Origin of the sequence: Idiomarina aminovorans, from assembly GCF_023155095.1 — a bacterium.
Lineage (GTDB): Bacteria > Pseudomonadota > Gammaproteobacteria > Enterobacterales > Alteromonadaceae > Idiomarina > Idiomarina aminovorans.
On sequence record NZ_JAKNDA010000003.1, the window covers coordinates 66,455 to 84,409 of the forward strand.

Here is a 17,955-nt window from a genome sequence, read left to right on the forward strand (position 1 = left end):
GTAGCGAGATACAAAAAAGCCAGCGATTTTATCGCTGGCTTTTTTATGCGTCATTATTGTTAAACGTTATTTGGTAACCACCCAATTGCTCACTCAGTTGCTCACTAAGCACCACAACTATTTCGTGCCGATGCCCTTTTTCATCAGTGAAGGTTAATCCGGCTAAATCTTCTTCGTACTGATTTAATACCGGTGGACTTGTTAACTGATGCGTTCGTGGCGGCAAAATCAAACGCTTTTCTGTTAGCTCAAGGTCTCGGTAAAAAGCCGCAGGCTGCAGCGGTCTGAACTTAACCACAATTCCCATCACAGCTACCATGGTCAATAGTGCGCCCACAATAATAATCCATAAAGAAACTGCTTCACCAATATAGATTGCCATCCATATCGCTAAAAAGAAGCCGCCCCATGCCTGAGGGCGGCGACTGTCACGATAAAACGTCAATACATTGTCTTCTGTTTTTTCGTTTTTAGAAGTCATCATCGCTATGTAAGTAAAGGCTCTCACTGCCGTCTTTAATTGCTGCTGCCAGGCTATGAATACGTGGCAGAATACGTGCAAAATAAAAACGAGCGGTTTTTTCCTTAGTGGCAAGATAGGGTTTCTGATCGACCAGCGGCTCGGCCGCTATCGCCATTTTTAACCACAAGTAAGCGTACGAAACATAACCCAACAGGTGCAGATACTCAACAGCCACACTATTAACTAAGTTTTCATCACCGGCAGCTTTTTGCAGAACTTCTTCGCTGACACCATTAAGTGTATTCAGCGCCTGCTGCAATTGGTCACGCTGGATTATCCAACTTCTACCGGTTGCGGTATTATCTAAGAATTCCTGAATTTCATCGTTAAAAGGTTTTAATAACTTGCCTTGCGAACCAAACACCTTGCGCCCCAGTAGGTCCAGTGCCTGAATGCCGTTGGTTCCTTCATAGATCTGTGCAATACGAGTGTCGCGAACCAACTGTTCCTGTCCCCACTCTCTGACATAGCCATGACCACCAAAAACCTGTTGACCATGAATGGTCGATTCCAGCCCGGTGTCGGTTAAAAACGCTTTAGCGACAGGCGTCAATAGCGCCACCATAGCATCGGCTTTTTGTCTGTTCTGAGTATCTTCGGCGTATTTCGCACGGTCAAGCTGCTGACCAACCCAGGTTGAAAATGCACGGCCACCTTCGGTTAACGACTTCATGGTTAGTAGCGTGCGCCGTACATCGCCATGAACCAGGAGAGAATCTGCCTCTGCCTTGTCATCGCGGGTTGCTTTAGCACCACGCCCTTGTATGCGGTCTTTTGCGTATTCCAGAGCGTTTTGATAGGAACGTTCCGCAGCGCCAAGCCCCTGAATACCCACACCTAAACGCTCGTAGTTCATCATAGTAAACATAGCCGGCAAACCTTTGTGCGGCTCTCCTACCAGGTAGCCTTTTGCACCGTCAAAATTCATCACGCAGGTTGCCGAACCGTGAATTCCCATTTTATGTTCAATTGAGCCACAACCAACGGCATTACGTTCGGTCAGGTTACCTTGTTCATCAGATAAAAATTTAGGCACCACGAACAGTGAAATACCCTTAGTACCTGCCGGCGCATCAGGCAGTTTAGCCAACACCAAATGAACGATGTTCTCGGCTAAATCGTGTTCACCGCCCGTAATAAATATCTTCGTGCCGCTGATGGAGAAGCTGCCGTCTTCAGCCGGCATCGCTTTGCTGCGAATAATACCTAAATCGGTTCCGGCATGAGATTCTGTCAGGCACATGGTTCCGGTCCACTCACCCGATACCATCCGCGGTAAATAATGTTTTTTCAGTTCATCACTGCCGTGAGAATCAATTGCCATAATGGCGCCGGAGGTGAGCCCCGAATACAGGGAAAACGCAATATCGGCACTGCACAGCATTTCTTCGTACTGGGCAGACAGTGACTTAGGTAAACCCATACCGCCAAAATCTGGATTTGCGGTTACACCAACCCAGCCGCCTTCAGCTAACTGACGAAAGTTTTCTTTATAACCTTTAGGTGTGGTTACAACGCCATCCTCAAATTTAACCCCTTGCTCATCCGCTTCGCGGGCATTAGGTGCAACCAGGTTTTCAGCCACTTTTGCGCCTTCATCAAGAATAGCGCCAGCGGTTTCAACGTCCATCATGTCAGCGAGTTCCGGGGTTTGTTGCCAGTCGTCAGCAACACGGAATACATCATGCAGAACAAAATCCATGTCATCACGGGGGGTTCTGTAGTCAGCCATATCATTACCTCTTGTAGGAATTATACAGGTGTTCAAACTGGTAATTTAAACGCCCGTTTAAACTTTATTGCACAAGAGTAAGAATCCCTTAGCGCGATGTCAATAATTTCTATGGTCGCCAGTCTTCTAAAGCGGCTTGTGAAAACGCTTCTGAGTCCATCACCAGCACCACTTTTTGCGGTTCTATTCTCAAAATAGTCAGCTGATTTAACGCATCGCCCTCGTACAGCCGCAGGCCATTGAGTTCAACCCACCGTTGCGAGGCACTGGAACGGTACATATGGCTATCGTAACTAAACGCCGGTACTTGTTGCTGAAATGACTGCGAAAGCTCACTTAGTGGCGGAATCACGCTTGCACGGGCTTGAGTGTTATCATTCCCACTGGTGTCATTTACTGCCGCTTCAAAGCGCTGTAACAAGTCTGGCGATACCGAAGATAAGTCAAGTGCTTCACGCTGCACCTCCGCTTTCTCTGTCCAATTCGTCTGATTCTCTTCAGAGCGTTGCTGCTGGCTATTTACCGCTGCAGTTTGCTGAATTTCTTGTGCCGGTTCCGCGTCCCAGCTTATGGGCTCAACGCTTTGCGTTTGGCCCCAGCTAAAACGCTCTGCCACAAGTGCATCTGAAGCGGATGGCGCTTCATTCCAACGGGTAGCCCCAGCCCCCACAGCACCCCCCAGAATCAATGCTGCAGGCCACACTAACCACCCCCAACGGCGACTCCCGGTTTGGCTAGCCATTAAAGAAGCATCAAGTATAGAGGTCTGCTTTAATAACGGTGACTGTTGCTGTTTTAATGCTTTTAATAAAGATGACATTGATTAGCTCTCTTTGCTCAGTCTTGGCCCAAAATCAGAAGCTCTCGACGCCAGCCATGCCATAGTCGCTTTATCCAGCTTTCCGGTTATCCGTAACCCCTGGCTTTTCTGCAGCGCTTTAAACTGCGCTGTAGAAGATTTTTTATGCCACTCGGAACTTAAATGTCTCTTTAGCTGCTCTTTAACCCACTGTTTATGCGCTTCTGAATTATCAGTCGCTGGCTGCTGGTACAAAATTAGAAAAGCGCCATTCCAGCCATTGGTGTCTATTGCCGTACCGTCAGTTATCAAGTCTGCTGCTTTATCACGCTTATAAAGTAACGCGGGATAATTGATGCTGCGCAATTGCTGCAAACTTTGATTCAATTCCAGGCAGGCGAGAGCATATTGCTGAACCCACTGACAAAAATTGGCTTCCGCCGGTGGTTCAGGCAGCCCCCATGCGCGGGACAGGGCATTCGCTGCCTGATATTGATTAACGGCGTCGGCTTCCGGCTGTTTCTCGGCGTTGTTAACCAGGTTATAACTACCGGCTGCACTGGCTATTAGTAGCGCTAAAGCACCAGCCCATTGCCAAACAACCGAGCGCGGTTTGCGAGTTTTGGTTCCCGTAGTGCCGCTCAACTCAATGTGCGCTTGCTGTAAATGCCTTGGCAGTACTTCCGTACTCGACTCTGTATAAGCCGCCAATAACGCGCGGTCACAGTATAAATTCAACAGCCGGGGAATACCCTGAGTTAACTGATGTGCCTTGCGGGCTGCCGCGGCGCTGAATAAAGGTCGGTTTGCTCCGGCCACCTGTAGCCGGTACGCGATATAACGCTGAGTGTCTTGTTCTGTCAGCGGTAAAATATGGTAGCGAGCGGTAATACGCTGCGCCAACTGACGAAGCTCCTGCCGACGCAGTAAATCCTGAAGCTCTGGCTGACCAATTAATATCACTCGCAACAGTTTTCGGTCATGCGTTTCTAAATTGGTCAGTAACCTCAGTTGTTCCAGTACCTGAGGCCGTAAATGTTGCGCCTCATCAATAAGCACCACACATTGGCGGCCGTCATCATTGGCTTTCAGAAAAAACTGGCTGAGCTTATCGGTCAGGGTTTTACGAGTTGCCGCGCGCTTTTGATAACGAATGCCAAACTCATCGCACAAACTGGCAAGTAACTCGTCCTCATTCAGCATCGGGTTCAGAATAAATGCCGTTTCCGTAGACTCAGGTAACTGTTCCAGCAAAGCCCGCGATACCGTTGTTTTACCGGTGCCCACTTCCCCGGTTAATAAAATAAAACCACCACTGCCCTGCAACCCCTGAGTCAGGTGTGCTAAAGCTTCCTGATGACGATCACTCAGGTAGAGGTAGTTGGGGTCCGGGGCAATGGAAAAAGGCTCTGCCTGAAGACCAAAATAGTTTTGATACATATCGGTCCGTTACTGTACTGATGTTATTATTTGTTCAACAGTGTAACGACTTGCTTGCACATCGACCAGTGATTCGACATGATCGTGCCAAACAAAGTTGAGGTGAACAGTGGAAGTATACTTAGTCGGTGGCGCGGTGCGCGATAAACTCCTGCAATTGCCGGTACATGAACACGACTGGGTGGTGGTCGGTGCGCGCGCAGAAGAACTGCTGAAGCAAGGGTTTCAGCAAGTAGGCAAAGACTTTCCGGTATTTCTGCACCCCAATACCCGTGAAGAATACGCACTGGCACGAACAGAGCGGAAATCCGGCAAAGGCCATACCAATTTTGATGTTTTTGCATCCCCAAATGTGACACTGGAAGATGATCTCGCCCGCCGTGACCTCACCATTAACGCTATTGCAGAGAGCGAAAATGGAACCATCATTGACCCTTACCAGGGCGTAAAAGATATTGAAGCGCGTAAACTGCGCCATGTGTCAGAGGCATTTATTGAAGACCCTTTGCGAGTATTAAGAGTTGCCCGCTTCGCGGCTCGCTTTGCGCATATAGGTTTTACGGTTGCAACCGAGACACAGCAGCTGCTGCAGCATATGTCGGCCAGCGGAGAACTTAACCACTTAGTTCCTGAAAGAGTCTGGAAAGAATGGGAAAAGGCGTTATTAAGCGAAACACCCGCCGTATTCTTAGCGTTATTAAAAGATATTGATGCTCTGCCGCAGGTGTTACCCGGAGTCACGGCCAGTGATACGCAATTGCACAGACTGCAGAAAATGTCTGACTTTTCGGAGTCCGCTCACTTGCGTTTTGCTTGTCTGTTTATAAAACAAGCAACACCTGAAAATGTAAAGCAATTCTGCCGGCGACTGGCTATTCCAAATCATTACCGGGACTGTGCTTTACTGGCCAGAAATAATGAAGATTTTATTACCGCTACCGAGCTTCCCGGTAAAGAAAGTCTAGCAGACATGCTCAAACAAATTGATTACTGGCGCCGCCCGGAGAAACTTGAGCAATTACTGCAGTTGCGGCAAGCCGAGTTTAACCAGTCTGAGCAACAACAAAACATTGCTCAGCAGCACCGTAAATTGCAATTCGCAGCAGAAAAAGCCGCAGCACTTAATACACAAACTTTGCAACAACAAGGTTTCACTGGCAAAGCACTGGGTAACGCCTTACACCAACAACGTGAAAAAATCTTAGCGCAAGCGCAGGACTAATTGTCCAGCCAGCTGGTATCACTAATGGGTTCTAATTGCTGCGGCGCGTGTTTGTGCATTTCCTGATATTGCTGCCACAGCTGCTGATAGCTGACTTCTAATAACGGGTGCAGGCGATTTCCCGCAATTTCAGCTAACGGCCAGAGCACAAAGGCATTTTCAAGGATCTCACCGCGGGGTAATTGTGGTTGTTGTTCCCGTATCATGTCGTCATATAACAGCACATCAATATCTAATGTCCGTGGACTGTACTTGGCACTCCCCGGCACTCGCCCGTTTTGCTGTTCTATTCGCTTACACTCGGCTAACACCTCTGTAGCAGAGCGGTTGGTTTCAACTTCAACCACCAAATTGTAAAAATCACTGCCGGAAAACCCGACCGATACACTGCGAAATAGTCGCGAGCGCCGACACCAGCTAAAGCTGTCAGCAATAGCCTTTAAACCAGCCCGAATGTGTTTTTCACGATCCGTATTAGAGCCTATTCCGAGAAAAACTCTGGCCACAAACCTTCCCTCATTCACCAAAAGGCGTGTCGAAAACACTTCGGCGAACGGTTACGGCAACGGTCTTTGCATTAGCCACAGCGCCTGGCTTAGCAACCCGCACTTCAACGTTCTGCACACCAAACTCATTAACAATTAAAGTAGCGACACCCTCAGCGACGGTTTCAATTAACTGTCGTGGCTTTTCCTCAACCCAGGCCGAAACTCGTTCACTCACCAGCGCGTAATCCAGGGCGTCGTCAAGATCGTCCGTAGTTGCTGCGCGTTGATTGTCCCAGCTCATTTGAATATCCAGTACTAACGGCTGCTTTTTTTCTTGTTCCCAGTCATAGACCCCAATGATGGTATCGATAGTTAAACCTTCTATGCTAACGACATCAATATCCGCCTGTTCCATTTATGTTACCCCGTGGTAATTACTCTAAAAACCGCTTATTCTATGAGCATGAAATTTTTAATCGCAGTCTACCTTAACCGACAAAGGATTCGTACCCCATGACAGCGCTTACTTTACTGATGATACTTTCAGCCTACCTGCTGGGCTCTATCAGTAGCGCAGTCGTTATCTGTCGGCTTTTTGGGCTTTCCGACCCACGTAAAGAAGGTTCCGGCAACCCGGGAACAACCAATGTTTATCGGGTTGGTGGCAAAATCCCGGCACTGCTCACATTATTTTTTGATGTTTTAAAAGGTATGATTCCGGTATGGGGCTCTTACTTCTTAGGCATAGAGCCGTTTTTTCTGGGGTTAATTGCTGTTGCGGCCTGCTTAGGACACATTTTTCCGCTTTACTTTCATTTTCGTGGCGGCAAAGCGGTTGCCACAGCTTTAGGTGCTATGTTCCCGGTTGCCTGGCAGATGGCCTTGCTGCTTATCGTCACCTGGCTATTGGTCTTTCGCATCAGCCGGGTATCTTCTTTAGCAGCATTGGTAACCGTTTGTCTGGCACCCTTTTATACCTATTGGATAAAACCTCAATACACAGTACCCGTTATTATGATTTCACTCTTAATACTGTGGCGTCATCAAGCCAATATTTTACGGTTGTCATCCGGTGAAGAAAAAGCCTTTAAACGTCGGCGGTAATCTCTGCCATTGGCTTTAAGTCAGTCATTGGCCACCTTGGGTGGGTTTTTACTGCCAGTGATTCACGCTCTCCGGCTTCTAAACGCAGCGCTCCTGCCAGAGCTATCATTGCGCCATTGTCGGTGCAGAACTCTGTCCTTGGGTAAAACACCTGACCATTTTGTTGTTGTAATAACGCTTCCAGTTTGACGCGCAAATGTTTGTTGGCACTGACACCGCCGGCAACCACTAAGCGCTTATAGCCGGTTTCCTTCAACGCCCGGCGACATTTAATCACCAAAGTGTCTGCCACTGCATCTTCGAAGGCACGGGCGATATCCGCTAAAGTCTGTTCATCTTTGTCTTTTGCGGCCAGTGTATTGGCGGCAAAGGTTTTAAGTCCGCTGAAGGAAAAGTTAAGTCCCGGCCGGTCTGTCATTGGTCGCGGGAAAGTAAAGCGATCACTGTTACCCTGCCCGGCTAATGCTGCTAATCGCGGTCCGCCCGGATAATCCAGTCCCATCAGCTTAGCAGTCTTATCAAAAGCCTCGCCGGCAGCGTCGTCAACCGATTCTCCCAGTAACTTATAATCCCCAATGCCTTTCACTTGCACCAATTGGGTATGACCGCCCGAAACCAGTAAAGCCACAAAAGGAAACTCGGGCTGATTCTCTTCCAGCATGGGTGCCAGCAAATGACCTTCCATATGATGCACCCCCACGGTCGGCAAGTTCCAGCCAAAAGCCAGGCTGCGCCCAATACACGAACCGACCAACAAAGCGCCGATCAACCCCGGCCCTTTAGTGTAAGCAACACCATCCAGCTGCTGATGAGTCATTCCTGCTTCTTTCAGCGCGGCCTTAATAAGCGGCAAGGTTTTACGCACGTGATCGCGGGAAGCAAGCTCCGGCACGACACCACCGTAGTCAGCGTGCAATTTAACCTGCGAATAGAGCTGGTGTGCCAGTAATCCTTTTTCGGTGTCGTAAACCGCAACTCCCGTTTCATCACAAGAGGTTTCAATACCCAGTACGCGCATAATGCTAACCATTTTTATTCTTTAACGATAATTAGTGGCATTTTACCTGATTTTTAGCCGCGTGACTCGCCTTACTGCCAAAGTTATGCCACTTTAGATAAACATAAAAACAACAAGGGCTTTAGTATGAGACAACTTATTGCATTGCTGTTTATTCTGACCTTATCGGCTTGTCAGACAGCACCGGAACATCAAACAACATTCGCCTGGCAGTATGCCTCTGTCACTGAACTTCAACAGGCGATGACTGACGGCGATCTTAGTGCCGAACAGCTTACCCAGTATTATTTACAGCGTATCCATGCCCACAATAAACAAGGAGCCAAGTTGCGGGCGGTAAATAACCTAAGCGAAAACGCATTGGCTGACGCTAAACGGCTCGACAGAGAGCGCCAGCAGGGTAAGATCCGCGGACCATTGCACGGTATCCCGGTTCTTCTGAAAGACAACATTGATACTGCAGATGGCATGCCAAATACCGGCGGCTCGTTACTATTTGCGGAAAATTATCCGCAAGCTGATGCGTTTTTTGTACAACAATTGCGTGACGCCGGTGCCATTATTCTCGGTAAAGCCAATTTGAGTGAATGGGCTAACTTTCGTTCAACGCGTTCCAGTTCAGGCTGGAGCGCCATTGGCGGACAGGCCGTAAACCCTTACGACCGCACCCGTTCAACTTGTGGATCTAGTGCAGGCTCTGCCGCCGCCGTTGCTGCTGATTTCATCACATTAGCCGTGGGCACCGAGACTGACGGTTCGCTAATCTGCCCTGCGGCGGTTAATGGTATTGTGACCATAAAACCTACCCTGGGTCTTGTTAGTCGTGATGGCATTATCCCAATCTCGCACAGTCAGGATACCGCAGGTCCAATGGCACGTAGCGTAACGGGAGCTGCGTTACTGTTAGACGCCATGAAAGCTCAGGATATTGAAGACTCCGCCGGTTACCCCACTGAAACAACCTTCGCTTCGCATTTAAAAGCCGATGGTCTAAACGGAAAGCGCATTGGTGTCGTCCGCAATTTGATGGGTTACAACGATTTATTAGATGAGCAATTTGAGCAACAGATCAGTATTCTGGACGCTCAGGGCGCTGAGGTCGTCGATGTTGAAATGTCGACCTATGGTCACTACGGCAGCGATGAATTTACCGTCCTTTTATACGAATTCAAGCAGGATATGGCCGATTATCTCAAGAGCGCCAACCTTCCCTACAAAAACCTGGAAGACCTGATAGCCGGAAACAACAAACTCTCTGAGCAAGAGTTGTCACTATTTGGTCAGGAGCTTTTTGAAATGGCCAACGCTCAGAATGACAAAGAAGCTTATCAACAGGCCCTGGCTAACAGCAAAAGACTGGCGGGAAAAGAAGGCATAGACGCTATGCTCAGCGAAAATAACATTGATGTGCTGATAGCTCCAACAACAAGCCCTGCCTGGAAAATTGACCCTGTACTTGGTGATAACTATTCAGGCTCAGCCAGCTCACCAGCGGCGGTGGCCGGCTACCCGCACATAACGGTACCTATGGGTTATATTCAAATAGGCAGTGAACCCGCCTTACCCGTTGGACTCAGCTTTTTCGGTACGGCTCGTTCTGAAGCAGAGCTGATAGAAGCCGCGTTCGCTTATGAGCAGGCAACGAAACACCGTAAACCACCTAATCTGGTTGTAACTGACTAAGGCTAAGACGACGACTATCGAGCGGCCGGCCATCGACATCTCTGAGTGTCAAAACTAACTCCGGCTGCTCTTTCCACACTACCTCAATCTGGCCGTATCGGCTTTCAGCAAAGGCTTCTCCGTCACGGTAACTTGACGGGTAAGGTGTATCCCCGCCCAGATTGATGGTACCCGGCGTTACCTGCCATAGTGGGTAGGGAAGGAATTCATCAGACGTTGCAAATTCACCAAAAAACCGATCGCCACTAGCTAACAGTAAACCTGAAGGTTTCAGCTCAGCTAACAGTTCTTTTAAGCGTTTTTGTTCCCGTTTATAAAGTGCCCAGCTGTCATAACCATTTGCCGGTGCCAATACCGGCGTTGCACTCATAATGATGCGCACCTCAGCGGGCTTTTGTAATTGCTCAGCCAACCATTGCCATTGAGCATCACCGAGTAAGTCACCGGTATTATTGGGTTGGTAAGGGCCTAAATCCGCATTAAACCTACGCGTTTGGCGCTCTATCCAGCCCACGCTGCTGAGTGAGTCCCGATTCCAGCGGCCATCTAACACAATAACCTGTACCCGCTGGGGTTCATTGCCGAAAATAACGCTTTTAGCAATGCCATGTTTCTGGAACAGTCGTTCCGACGTTGCCGGCTCTCGCCAGAAGGTCAGAAAGTGGTTACGAACGGCGAAGCGATTAGGGTTGTTCTTCCCACTGTTGCCATCCAGGCTGTAATCATTAAGGTTCCAGACGGACATGACGGCAGAGTTTCGACGTAAAACTCTGGGGCCCCGATAACGGTTGAACACCTCGTAGGCATCCAGTAAGTCATCCATATCATCCGCGTTGACATCGACAGTATCACCGAGAAACACAAATACCTCAGGTTGGGCGTGATTAATCGCATCCCACACATCCTGCCGGCTACTATGGTCAATGCAACACCCAAACGCCACCCGTGTGGTTTGCTGTGCTGACACACCGCAGGCAACCATCAGTAACAAAAACAGCCAAGCGCTCCGTATAAGCATTAGAAATCCTCTTTATTGACCGCGCAATGTTGAGCTTCTTCTGCCTCTATATCGCCACGACCAACCAATTTCTTGAGTGCCTGATCGAGGGTTTGCATTCCCCGCTCTGACCCGGTCTGGATAGATGAATACATCTGCGCTACTTTATCTTCACGAATGAGGTTTTTGATTGCCGGAGAGGACAACATAATTTCATGCGCGGCGACTCGCCCGCCGCCAACGCGTTTCAGCAAGCTTTGCGAAATAACGGCACGTAAAGACTCCGACAACATGGAGCGAATCATGGGTTTATCGTCCCCCGGGAAGACATCGATAATGCGATCAATGGTTTTAGGCGCTGAGGTTGTATGTAACGTGCCTAACACCAAATGTCCGGTTTCAGCAGCGGTCATGGCTAAACGAATAGTTTCTAAATCCCGCATTTCCCCGACCAGAATGACATCGGGATCTTCGCGCAAAGCTGAACGAAGCGCCGCACCAAAGCTGCGCGTATCGCGATGCACTTCACGCTGGCTGACCAGACTTTTCTGGTTGTCGTGCACAAACTCAATGGGGTCTTCAATCGTCAAAATATGCAGCGAGCGGGTCTGATTTAAATAGTTCACCATTGCCGCCAAGGTCGTTGATTTACCCGAACCGGTCGGACCGGTCACCAGTACCAGTCCACGATTCGCGCTGACAATGTCTTTAAATATCGCCGGAGCATCCAGTTGCTCTAAGGTTGTTACCTCCGCAGGGATCATACGAAATGCCGCGGCAATGCCCTTGCGCTGCGTAAAAACATTGGCACGAAAGCGCGCGACGCCTTCAATTTCGAAAGAAAAGTCGCACTCAAACTTTTCTTCAAACTCCTGCCACTGACTTTTCGTCATAACTTCGGCTAGCATATCCTTTAACTCATCCGGCTTATGTTCCGGTTGATTTAGCGGACGAATGTCCCCATCCACTCTAATCATGGGTACACTGCCGGAAGACAAATGTAAATCTGAGGCATTTTGTTTCACACTAAAGGCCAGTAATTCGTTAACATTCATATTTCTTATCCCTGAATCAGTGAGATGACGCTAGCAATGACAACTAAGGTATCAGAAAAGATAACAAATAATCTTGCTGAAGTACGTCAGCAATTGCAGATTTTAGCCGAACAGTCACCACAGGAGCAGTCAGTACAGTTGCTTGCCGTGAGCAAAAAGCATTCTTTAGAGGCCATAAAGGTCGCTATTGCTGCCGGACAGATGCATTTTGGCGAAAACTATGTTCAGGAGGCCGTCGATAAAATAAATCAGCTTAAAGACCAAATAACTGAGCCGGTTCAGTGGCATTTTATTGGCCCGGTTCAGTCCAACAAAACCAAGGATATCGCTCAGCATTTTAATTGGGTACAAAGCGTCGAGCGGGAAAAAGTTGCACGCCGTTTAAACGAACAACGCCCCGACAACCTCGAACAACTCAACGTGTTGTTGCAGGTGAACATTGATGACGACGACAACAAGTCCGGCTTAGAGCCAGAGCAGGTCAACGCGTTGGCGGATTATGTTATGAGCTGTCCTAAGCTAAAATTACGCGGCCTTATGACCATTCTTAAAGCCGATACAACACAGCAGCAACGCCAGCAAAGCTTTGAACGTATGTTTGCTCTTTACCAGCAGCTTCAGCAAATTTATGGTGAACAGATTGATACCTTATCCATGGGCATGTCGGCTGATATGCGACAAGCGGTGCGTGAGGGTGCTAACATGGTACGTATTGGAACAGCAATTTTTGGAGAACGGGAGTCCTAATGAACGACATTCGCAATATTGCCTTTATCGGCGCCGGTAACATGACACAAAGTATTGTCGGTGGTATGTGCAAAAGCGGTTACCCTGCTGACAAAGTTTGGGTGAGTAACCCCAGCGATGCCAAATTAGAGAAAATGAAGTCCGAACTGGGTGTCAATACCAGTAATGACAACCTGGAAGTGGTCAACAACGCGGATGCTATCGTGCTGTCCGTCAAACCTCAGTTAATGGCGGAAGTTTGCGCTCACTTACGTGAAAACGTTCACAATTTGACGGACAAGCTCATTATCACCATTGCAGCCGGTATTCGTATTGCTAAGTACCGCGAATACTTAGGTGAAAACATCCGTATTATTCGGGTTATGCCCAATACACCGTCACTGGTTGGTCAGGGTATGTCGGGGTTAGTCACGGACAACTCCGTGGACGATGCCGATAAAAACTTTGTCACCGAAGCCTTTAATGGTGTCGGCGAGACACTTTGGGTCAGTGATGAAGATCAGCTTGATATCCTTGGCGCTGTGGCAGGCAGTGGTCCGGCCTACTTTTTTGAGTTTATGGACAGTCTGGCTAAGGCCGCAACCGAGCTTGGATTTGATGCCGAAAAGGCTCGCGCCATGGTTCAGCAGACCTGTTTAGGCGCTGCACAAATGGCCAAAGAAAGTGAACTGTCGCTGGAAAATCTGCGCAAGCAGGTCACCAGTAAAGGCGGCTCAACCGCTAAAGGTGTTGAAGCGTATCAGGATTCAGATTTACACGGTATTTCGGAAAAAGCTGTGAAAGCGGCGGTCAACCGTAATCAGGAAATGGCGAAACTCTTTTAGGAGTCACTATGAATAACGCCCTTACATTTTTGGTTGCAACTGTCATTGATCTGTATTTGATCATTGTATTGTTACGACTATGGATGCAGTTAACTCAGGCTGATTTCTACAATCCGGTCAGTCAGTTTGTTTATAAAGCAACACAACCCATTGTTGGCCCGCTGCGCAGCTTTATGCCAATGATGGGTAAGCTGGATACCGCCAGCTTACTGCTCGCGCTCATCTTAGGAATGCTTAAAGTAGCTGCTTTAGTCTGGTTGAATAACATCGCCGTTGGCCCGGGCATACTGACGGCCATTAGCAGCTTACTGTCGATGCTATTCTGGGTGCTCATTATTCGCGCCATACTCAGCTGGTTCTCACAGGGCTACAACCCAATAGAGGCTATGTTGCATCAAATTACAGACCCGTTATTGGCACCTGTCCGTAAAGTCATACCGCCCATTGGGGGTCTGGATTTATCCGTTCTGGTTGTCATTATCGCACTGCAATTTTTGCGTATATTAATTGGCGTTTAAAACGACTGGTGGAGGAAAAGCCATGAATAAAACATTCTTTATGAAAGCAGTAATAGCTGTATCACTCTTATTCTCAGCAACCCTCATGGCTGAGCAAAAAGAAACCCTGGGTGACTGGCATGTTCATTACAGCGCTTTTAACTCCACTTCATTAGCGCCGCAAATTGCGTCGCAATATGATCTGACCCGAAGCGCATCGAAAGGTGTGCTTAATATCGCGGTATTAGATAAGAACACGCAAAAAGCGCAAACTCCCGGCGTTAGCGGACAAGTTGCTAATCCGCTGGGGCAAGTTCAGGAACTTGAATTTCAGCAGGTGACAGAAGGCGATGCCAGTTATTATCTGGCACAGTTTGGCTACACCAATGCCGAAACATTGCGCTTTACCATTCAAATTGGTGAGCAGCAAACACTAAAGTTTAACCAGGAATTTTGGCTAAACGATTAGGGTTTGTTGCTCTTCGCGGAATCAATTAATATTGCCTTCGCGCTTGCCGGACGCGCTTGCGTAGCCACAGCCAAATACCCGCGATAATTTGTACGGCCAGCAGCATTGTAGCAATCAGGGCGGCAATTCTGCCCGGCGCACCAAGCATTGCGCCGGTGTGCAACGGCAGGGCGAGGTTTTTGACATGGTTCAACCCATTTTCGGCAAGCCATCCCTTGCGACCTAACAAATCACCATTAGAGGCGTCAATATAGAATTGTTCCTCCGGTCGGTGCCAGATGCCGTTGTCGGGATTGTGCCTAAAATCAGCCCTGTAACGCGATTCGTCGCTTTCAATACGAATTGATTCGAGCTGATAGTCCCTTCCTTTCGCGGGCAGCTTCGACCGTGCAGCGGTTGCAGCGGCATCGAAACCGATTGAGTGACCGACCTGCGTTGCAGGCATTACGCTGGGTTCGATGAAGAGCCAGTCTTCAAAGACAAGAATAATAGCGCTGGCAGAAAAGACGATGGCCGCACCGGATAGCCACAAGCCGCCGCCGCGGTGCAGTTGATAGCTCGAACGCAAGCGTGTAATGCGCCATCCGCGCGGCCATTTCCATCCGGAGCGTCTGCGCGGCAGACTGAGGATAATTCCCAGCGCACCACAAAGCAGCCACAGAATAGCTACTACGCCAAGGACGATTTCACCAATATCACCGGCCAGAAGTTTGGTGTGCAATCCCTTGATCGTGGGGATTATGCTGGCGCGAGTCAGTCCAATGTCTTTGTGTGGGCGCTCACCAAGTACCCGGCCGCTGGAGGGGTCAACGAAACGTTCGATTTCGTCCTCAGGATCATGCCTGCTGTAGACACGAACCCGTGCGGGAGAATTTGGCGACATTGGCGGATAAATCCGCGTAACCTCCTCCGCACCCCGTTGTTTGACAATGCGATGTGCAAGTTCATCCAGACTAAGCAAGCGCGTCGTATCTTCCGATCGATGTTTAACTTGAACATCAAGAAAAATGGGCTCCAGCTCGTCTTCGAAAAGTAGCAACGAACCGGTCAGGCACTGTAGGAAAAGAACCATAAACAGTGCCAGACCGATCCACCGATGCAGCTTTTTCAAAACGGACTGACTCAAAAGCGCCACTTCAAGCGTGCAAACACGTTACGATACGTAGGTTCCTGGGTACGCGTCACAGCGTTAACCACACCCGCTTCATTGAGCACTCTATCGATCCGATCTTCGGTCTGCCCCAGAAGATTGGTCGCGCTGAGAGACAGCTCTAGCTTTTCAGTCACATGACTTTTAATTGACAGATCCAGCCGGGTCCGTTCCTCGATTGATTGATCAAGAAACCCGTCATTGGCTAGATTTTGAATCTGCTCAACCGAAGTCGTATGGTTGATAGAAAGTCCGAAGGTCGTTTGCCAGGGCACGAAAAAGTAGTCGATGCCCAGATTTGCGACCGCGTCCGGCTGATTCAGAAAACGTCTGGATCCACCGTTGATCTGGTCGACGCTGGAATCGATATAGGTCGCATTGCCCCATAGTGTGGTTTTGCTTAATCCGAACAAATCAAGCGGCATACGGCCTGAAAGCTCGACTCCTGAAGCACGCGCATCTCCAACATTCCTCGGCGAGGCGACGAAACGTTCGTTAACTTGCTCGGTCAGCAATTCGATTTTGTCTTCAAATTTACGCGCAAAAAGATTCAGTGAAACGTAGCCCCTATCATTGGTGAAATAATGGTCCACGCCGATGTCCAGCCCCCAGATTGATTCGGGTTGCTGGTTCGGATTGCCCTGTTCATCCGGTTCTGCAGGAGTGCCGTCCTCTTCATCAATAGCTGGCGAAAGCGACCTAAGATCGGGTCGACGCAAGGTCCGCGCAACGCCCAGGCGCAGATTAGTATTGGGTGTGGCTGAGAATACCAGGTTAACTGAAGGCAGCAGAAATGTGACGTCCTCAGAGATAGTCGTACCGAAAAAATCAGTCGTTTCGGTATCCGAGCTTTCCAGGCGCAAGCCGCTGGTTACACCTAGACGCTCGTTCGCCTGCCAAACATCCTCCGCATACGCGAATAACACGTCTTCATTAATCCCGAATACACGGTCCTCCCGTGGCGACCGTAATTCACCGTTACGAATCTCGGAATTGGTTTCGTCATGTTCGCGCAGCTCTGCACCAGCACCGAATCTGAGGTCGTGGGCGCCGGCGGCAATATTCAGGGCGACTTCAGGTCGGATCAATGACAGGTCAATCAGCTCGGTACGCTGACGCTCGCGGTCGATACTGTCGTCCGCATTAAAACGGGTTTCATCGCGCCCGGTGTCGGTTTCACCCTGCTGCCAGTCGAAGCCCGCACGCAGTCGCGCGGACTCCCCGACCGCACGCTTCCAGTCAGCGCGAAAGCCGTAGCTTTCGCGAACCCTTTCGCGCCGCTCGTCGCTGACTCGGTCAATAGTCGCCTGGTCATCTTCCAGGTCGGTCTCGATATCGTCCCGGAATTCCTTGGTGCGCAAATAGAACGGATCGAATTCAAAGCGGCCGGCGCGCTCGGTTTGCAAAGCAAACCGCGGAATGAAGTTAACTTGGTCGAAGCGCCGTTCATTGAGTTCGAGCACGCCACCGTCGGCCACGCCGCCGGCGCCGAATTCAAATTCATCTTTGCTTTCGCTGCGCCGAAAGCGCTGCAATGAACCCGCCAGCGCTACTTCCAGTGCGCCGATTCTTTCGCCGTGCGAGAACGACGCCTCGCCCTGTTCACCGTTATCTTCCAGATAGCCTGCGCCGACCGCCAACTCAGTGTCCGACAATGAGTCCACACCATTCTTCAGCACGATGTTGACGGTGCCTGCCGCACCCTGAGCGTTGTAAATCGCCCGCGGTGAGCGGATCACTTCCACGCGCTCAACCAAGCCAGTGGGAATTCGGTCGACCTCGAAACTGCGTCGAGACTCGCCGTCAATCATCGGTCTGCCGTTAATCAGTACTTGCGTATATTCGCCGGGCAACCCACGTACCCGAACCTCGCGCGAGCGGTTGGCGCCGTCGAACGTAACGCCGGGCAACCGTCGCAGCGCGTCGCCGAGTGCCTGCTCGTTGAATTGCATTAGCTGCTCAGCGTCAATCACTTCCATTGCGTTGGGTGCGTCAGCTTTCAGCCGCATCGCCTCTTGAGCCGAAGTTTCGATGCCCCCCACTATGGTGATTGTCTCCATCACATCCGCCGCTGATTCGGCGTTGGAATGAGTTTCTTCCAGCGACTGTGCCATTGCATTTCCAGTTAAAAGTGTTGCTGAAATCATAGCCATTGCACAACGCCGCCCTGAAACGAACGAAAAATCTTTAAAAGTATGCATATAAAT

General features: G+C 49.5%; 18 protein-coding genes. 7 read left to right on the top strand and 11 right to left on the bottom strand.

What is annotated here, in order from left to right:
* Positions 1-43 precede the first annotated feature (43 nt).
* The 4 genes from L8G48_RS06905 to L8G48_RS06920 all read right to left on the bottom strand — a co-directional run bounded on the left by L8G48_RS06905 (position 44) and on the right by L8G48_RS06920 (position 4,494).
* A complete protein-coding gene (locus L8G48_RS06905) occupies positions 44-484 on the bottom strand; it encodes a hypothetical protein (RefSeq protein ID WP_248263871.1) in 441 nt (146 codons plus the stop codon).
* Positions 471-2,255, bottom strand: coding sequence for an acyl-CoA dehydrogenase C-terminal domain-containing protein (locus L8G48_RS06910; protein ID WP_248263872.1), 1,785 nt, complete (start codon positions 2,253-2,255; stop codon positions 471-473). The genes L8G48_RS06905 and L8G48_RS06910 overlap by 14 nt, the downstream gene beginning before the upstream one ends.
* A 109-nt stretch (positions 2,256-2,364) precedes the next feature.
* A complete protein-coding gene (locus tag L8G48_RS06915) occupies positions 2,365-3,075 on the bottom strand; it encodes a general secretion pathway protein GspB (RefSeq protein WP_248263873.1) in 711 nt (236 codons plus the stop codon).
* Between the two features lie 3 nt (positions 3,076-3,078).
* Positions 3,079-4,494, bottom strand: coding sequence for an ExeA family protein (locus L8G48_RS06920; RefSeq protein WP_248263874.1), 1,416 nt, complete (start codon positions 4,492-4,494; stop codon positions 3,079-3,081).
* A gap of 109 nt (positions 4,495-4,603) precedes the next feature.
* Here L8G48_RS06920 and L8G48_RS06925 point away from each other — a divergent pair, with 109 nt between their 5' ends.
* Positions 4,604-5,716 (top strand): tRNA nucleotidyltransferase/poly(A) polymerase-related protein, encoded by a 1,113-nt coding sequence (locus L8G48_RS06925; protein ID WP_248263875.1) that lies wholly within the window; start codon positions 4,604-4,606, stop codon positions 5,714-5,716.
* Here the strand turns inward: L8G48_RS06925 and folK are convergent.
* Both folK and folB read right to left on the bottom strand, forming a co-directional pair.
* The gene (gene folK / locus L8G48_RS06930) at positions 5,713-6,222 is read right to left on the bottom strand and encodes a 2-amino-4-hydroxy-6-hydroxymethyldihydropteridine diphosphokinase (RefSeq protein WP_248263876.1); all 510 of its coding nucleotides are present in this window, start codon (positions 6,220-6,222) and stop codon (positions 5,713-5,715) included. The genes L8G48_RS06925 and folK overlap by 4 nt on opposite strands.
* A gap of 10 nt (positions 6,223-6,232) precedes the next feature.
* Complete coding sequence (folB, locus tag L8G48_RS06935) at positions 6,233-6,619, bottom strand: dihydroneopterin aldolase (RefSeq protein ID WP_248263877.1); 387 nt, start codon at positions 6,617-6,619, stop codon at positions 6,233-6,235.
* Positions 6,620-6,717: 98 nt separating this feature from the next.
* Between folB and plsY the strand changes: the two genes are divergently transcribed.
* On the top strand, positions 6,718-7,308 hold the full coding sequence (plsY, locus tag L8G48_RS06940) for a glycerol-3-phosphate 1-O-acyltransferase PlsY (RefSeq protein WP_248263878.1): 591 nt from the start codon (positions 6,718-6,720) through the stop codon (positions 7,306-7,308).
* Here the strand turns inward: plsY and tsaD are convergent.
* A complete protein-coding gene (gene tsaD / locus L8G48_RS06945) occupies positions 7,292-8,326 on the bottom strand; it encodes a tRNA (adenosine(37)-N6)-threonylcarbamoyltransferase complex transferase subunit TsaD (protein ID WP_248264180.1) in 1,035 nt (344 codons plus the stop codon). The genes plsY and tsaD overlap by 17 nt on opposite strands.
* Positions 8,327-8,452: 126 nt before the next feature.
* Here tsaD and L8G48_RS06950 point away from each other — a divergent pair, with 126 nt between their 5' ends.
* A complete protein-coding gene (locus L8G48_RS06950; RefSeq protein ID WP_248263879.1) occupies positions 8,453-10,009 on the top strand; it encodes an amidase in 1,557 nt (518 codons plus the stop codon).
* Here L8G48_RS06950 and L8G48_RS06955 read toward each other — a convergent pair.
* Together L8G48_RS06955 and L8G48_RS06960 are read right to left on the bottom strand one after the other, a co-directional pair.
* Positions 9,987-11,027, bottom strand: coding sequence for a metallophosphoesterase family protein (locus tag L8G48_RS06955; RefSeq protein ID WP_248263880.1), 1,041 nt, complete (start codon positions 11,025-11,027; stop codon positions 9,987-9,989). The genes L8G48_RS06950 and L8G48_RS06955 overlap by 23 nt on opposite strands.
* Positions 11,027-12,061 (bottom strand): type IV pilus twitching motility protein PilT, encoded by a 1,035-nt coding sequence (locus L8G48_RS06960; RefSeq protein ID WP_248263881.1) that lies wholly within the window; start codon positions 12,059-12,061, stop codon positions 11,027-11,029. Before L8G48_RS06960 ends, L8G48_RS06955 begins: the two co-directional genes overlap by 1 nt.
* A 36-nt stretch (positions 12,062-12,097) precedes the next feature.
* Between L8G48_RS06960 and L8G48_RS06965 the strand changes: the two genes are divergently transcribed.
* The 4 genes from L8G48_RS06965 to L8G48_RS06980 are packed head-to-tail and all read left to right on the top strand — an operon-like array spanning position 12,098 to position 14,598.
* Positions 12,098-12,808: a YggS family pyridoxal phosphate-dependent enzyme gene (locus L8G48_RS06965; protein ID WP_248263882.1), complete on the top strand. Its 711-nt coding sequence runs from the start codon at positions 12,098-12,100 to the stop codon at positions 12,806-12,808.
* Positions 12,808-13,632: a pyrroline-5-carboxylate reductase gene (gene proC / locus L8G48_RS06970; RefSeq protein WP_248263883.1), complete on the top strand. Its 825-nt coding sequence runs from the start codon at positions 12,808-12,810 to the stop codon at positions 13,630-13,632. The genes L8G48_RS06965 and proC overlap by 1 nt, the downstream gene beginning before the upstream one ends.
* An 8-nt stretch (positions 13,633-13,640) precedes the next feature.
* On the top strand, positions 13,641-14,150 hold the full coding sequence (locus L8G48_RS06975; RefSeq protein ID WP_248263884.1) for a YggT family protein: 510 nt from the start codon (positions 13,641-13,643) through the stop codon (positions 14,148-14,150).
* 22 nt (positions 14,151-14,172) lie between these two features.
* Complete coding sequence (locus L8G48_RS06980) at positions 14,173-14,598, top strand: DUF4426 domain-containing protein (RefSeq protein ID WP_248263885.1); 426 nt, start codon at positions 14,173-14,175, stop codon at positions 14,596-14,598.
* Positions 14,599-14,623: 25 nt separating this feature from the next.
* Here the strand turns inward: L8G48_RS06980 and L8G48_RS06985 are convergent, their stop codons facing one another.
* Entirely contained in the window at positions 14,624-15,724 is a 1,101-nt protein-coding gene (locus tag L8G48_RS06985; protein WP_248263886.1) for a PepSY-associated TM helix domain-containing protein, read from the bottom strand.
* A complete protein-coding gene (locus tag L8G48_RS06990) occupies positions 15,721-17,901 on the bottom strand; it encodes a TonB-dependent receptor plug domain-containing protein (RefSeq protein ID WP_248263887.1) in 2,181 nt (726 codons plus the stop codon). Before L8G48_RS06990 ends, L8G48_RS06985 begins: the two co-directional genes overlap by 4 nt.
* Between the last annotated feature and the right edge of the window lie 54 nt (positions 17,902-17,955).

Excerpts from the sequence above, each read along its gene's own strand:
- L8G48_RS06905 (WP_248263871.1), bottom strand. The coding sequence starts at position 484 with ATGATGACTTCTAAAAACGAAAAAACAGAAGACAATGTATTGACGTTT.
- L8G48_RS06910 (WP_248263872.1), bottom strand. The coding sequence starts at position 2,255 with ATGGCTGACTACAGAACCCCCCGTGATGACATGGATTTTGTTCTGCAT.
- L8G48_RS06915 (WP_248263873.1), bottom strand. The coding sequence starts at position 3,075 with ATGTCATCTTTATTAAAAGCATTAAAACAGCAACAGTCACCGTTATTA.
- L8G48_RS06920 (WP_248263874.1), bottom strand. The coding sequence starts at position 4,494 with ATGTATCAAAACTATTTTGGTCTTCAGGCAGAGCCTTTTTCCATTGCC.
- folB (WP_248263877.1), bottom strand. The coding sequence starts at position 6,619 with ATGGAACAGGCGGATATTGATGTCGTTAGCATAGAAGGTTTAACTATC.
- plsY (WP_248263878.1), top strand. The coding sequence starts at position 6,718 with ATGACAGCGCTTACTTTACTGATGATACTTTCAGCCTACCTGCTGGGC.
- tsaD (WP_248264180.1), bottom strand. The coding sequence starts at position 8,326 with ATGCGCGTACTGGGTATTGAAACCTCTTGTGATGAAACGGGAGTTGCG.
- L8G48_RS06950 (WP_248263879.1), top strand. The coding sequence starts at position 8,453 with ATGAGACAACTTATTGCATTGCTGTTTATTCTGACCTTATCGGCTTGT.
- L8G48_RS06955 (WP_248263880.1), bottom strand. The coding sequence starts at position 11,027 with ATGCTTATACGGAGCGCTTGGCTGTTTTTGTTACTGATGGTTGCCTGC.
- L8G48_RS06960 (WP_248263881.1), bottom strand. The coding sequence starts at position 12,061 with ATGAATGTTAACGAATTACTGGCCTTTAGTGTGAAACAAAATGCCTCA.
- L8G48_RS06965 (WP_248263882.1), top strand. The coding sequence starts at position 12,098 with ATGACAACTAAGGTATCAGAAAAGATAACAAATAATCTTGCTGAAGTA.
- proC (WP_248263883.1), top strand. The coding sequence starts at position 12,808 with ATGAACGACATTCGCAATATTGCCTTTATCGGCGCCGGTAACATGACA.
- L8G48_RS06975 (WP_248263884.1), top strand. The coding sequence starts at position 13,641 with ATGAATAACGCCCTTACATTTTTGGTTGCAACTGTCATTGATCTGTAT.
- L8G48_RS06980 (WP_248263885.1), top strand. The coding sequence starts at position 14,173 with ATGAATAAAACATTCTTTATGAAAGCAGTAATAGCTGTATCACTCTTA.
- L8G48_RS06990 (WP_248263887.1), bottom strand. The coding sequence starts at position 17,901 with ATGGCTATGATTTCAGCAACACTTTTAACTGGAAATGCAATGGCACAG.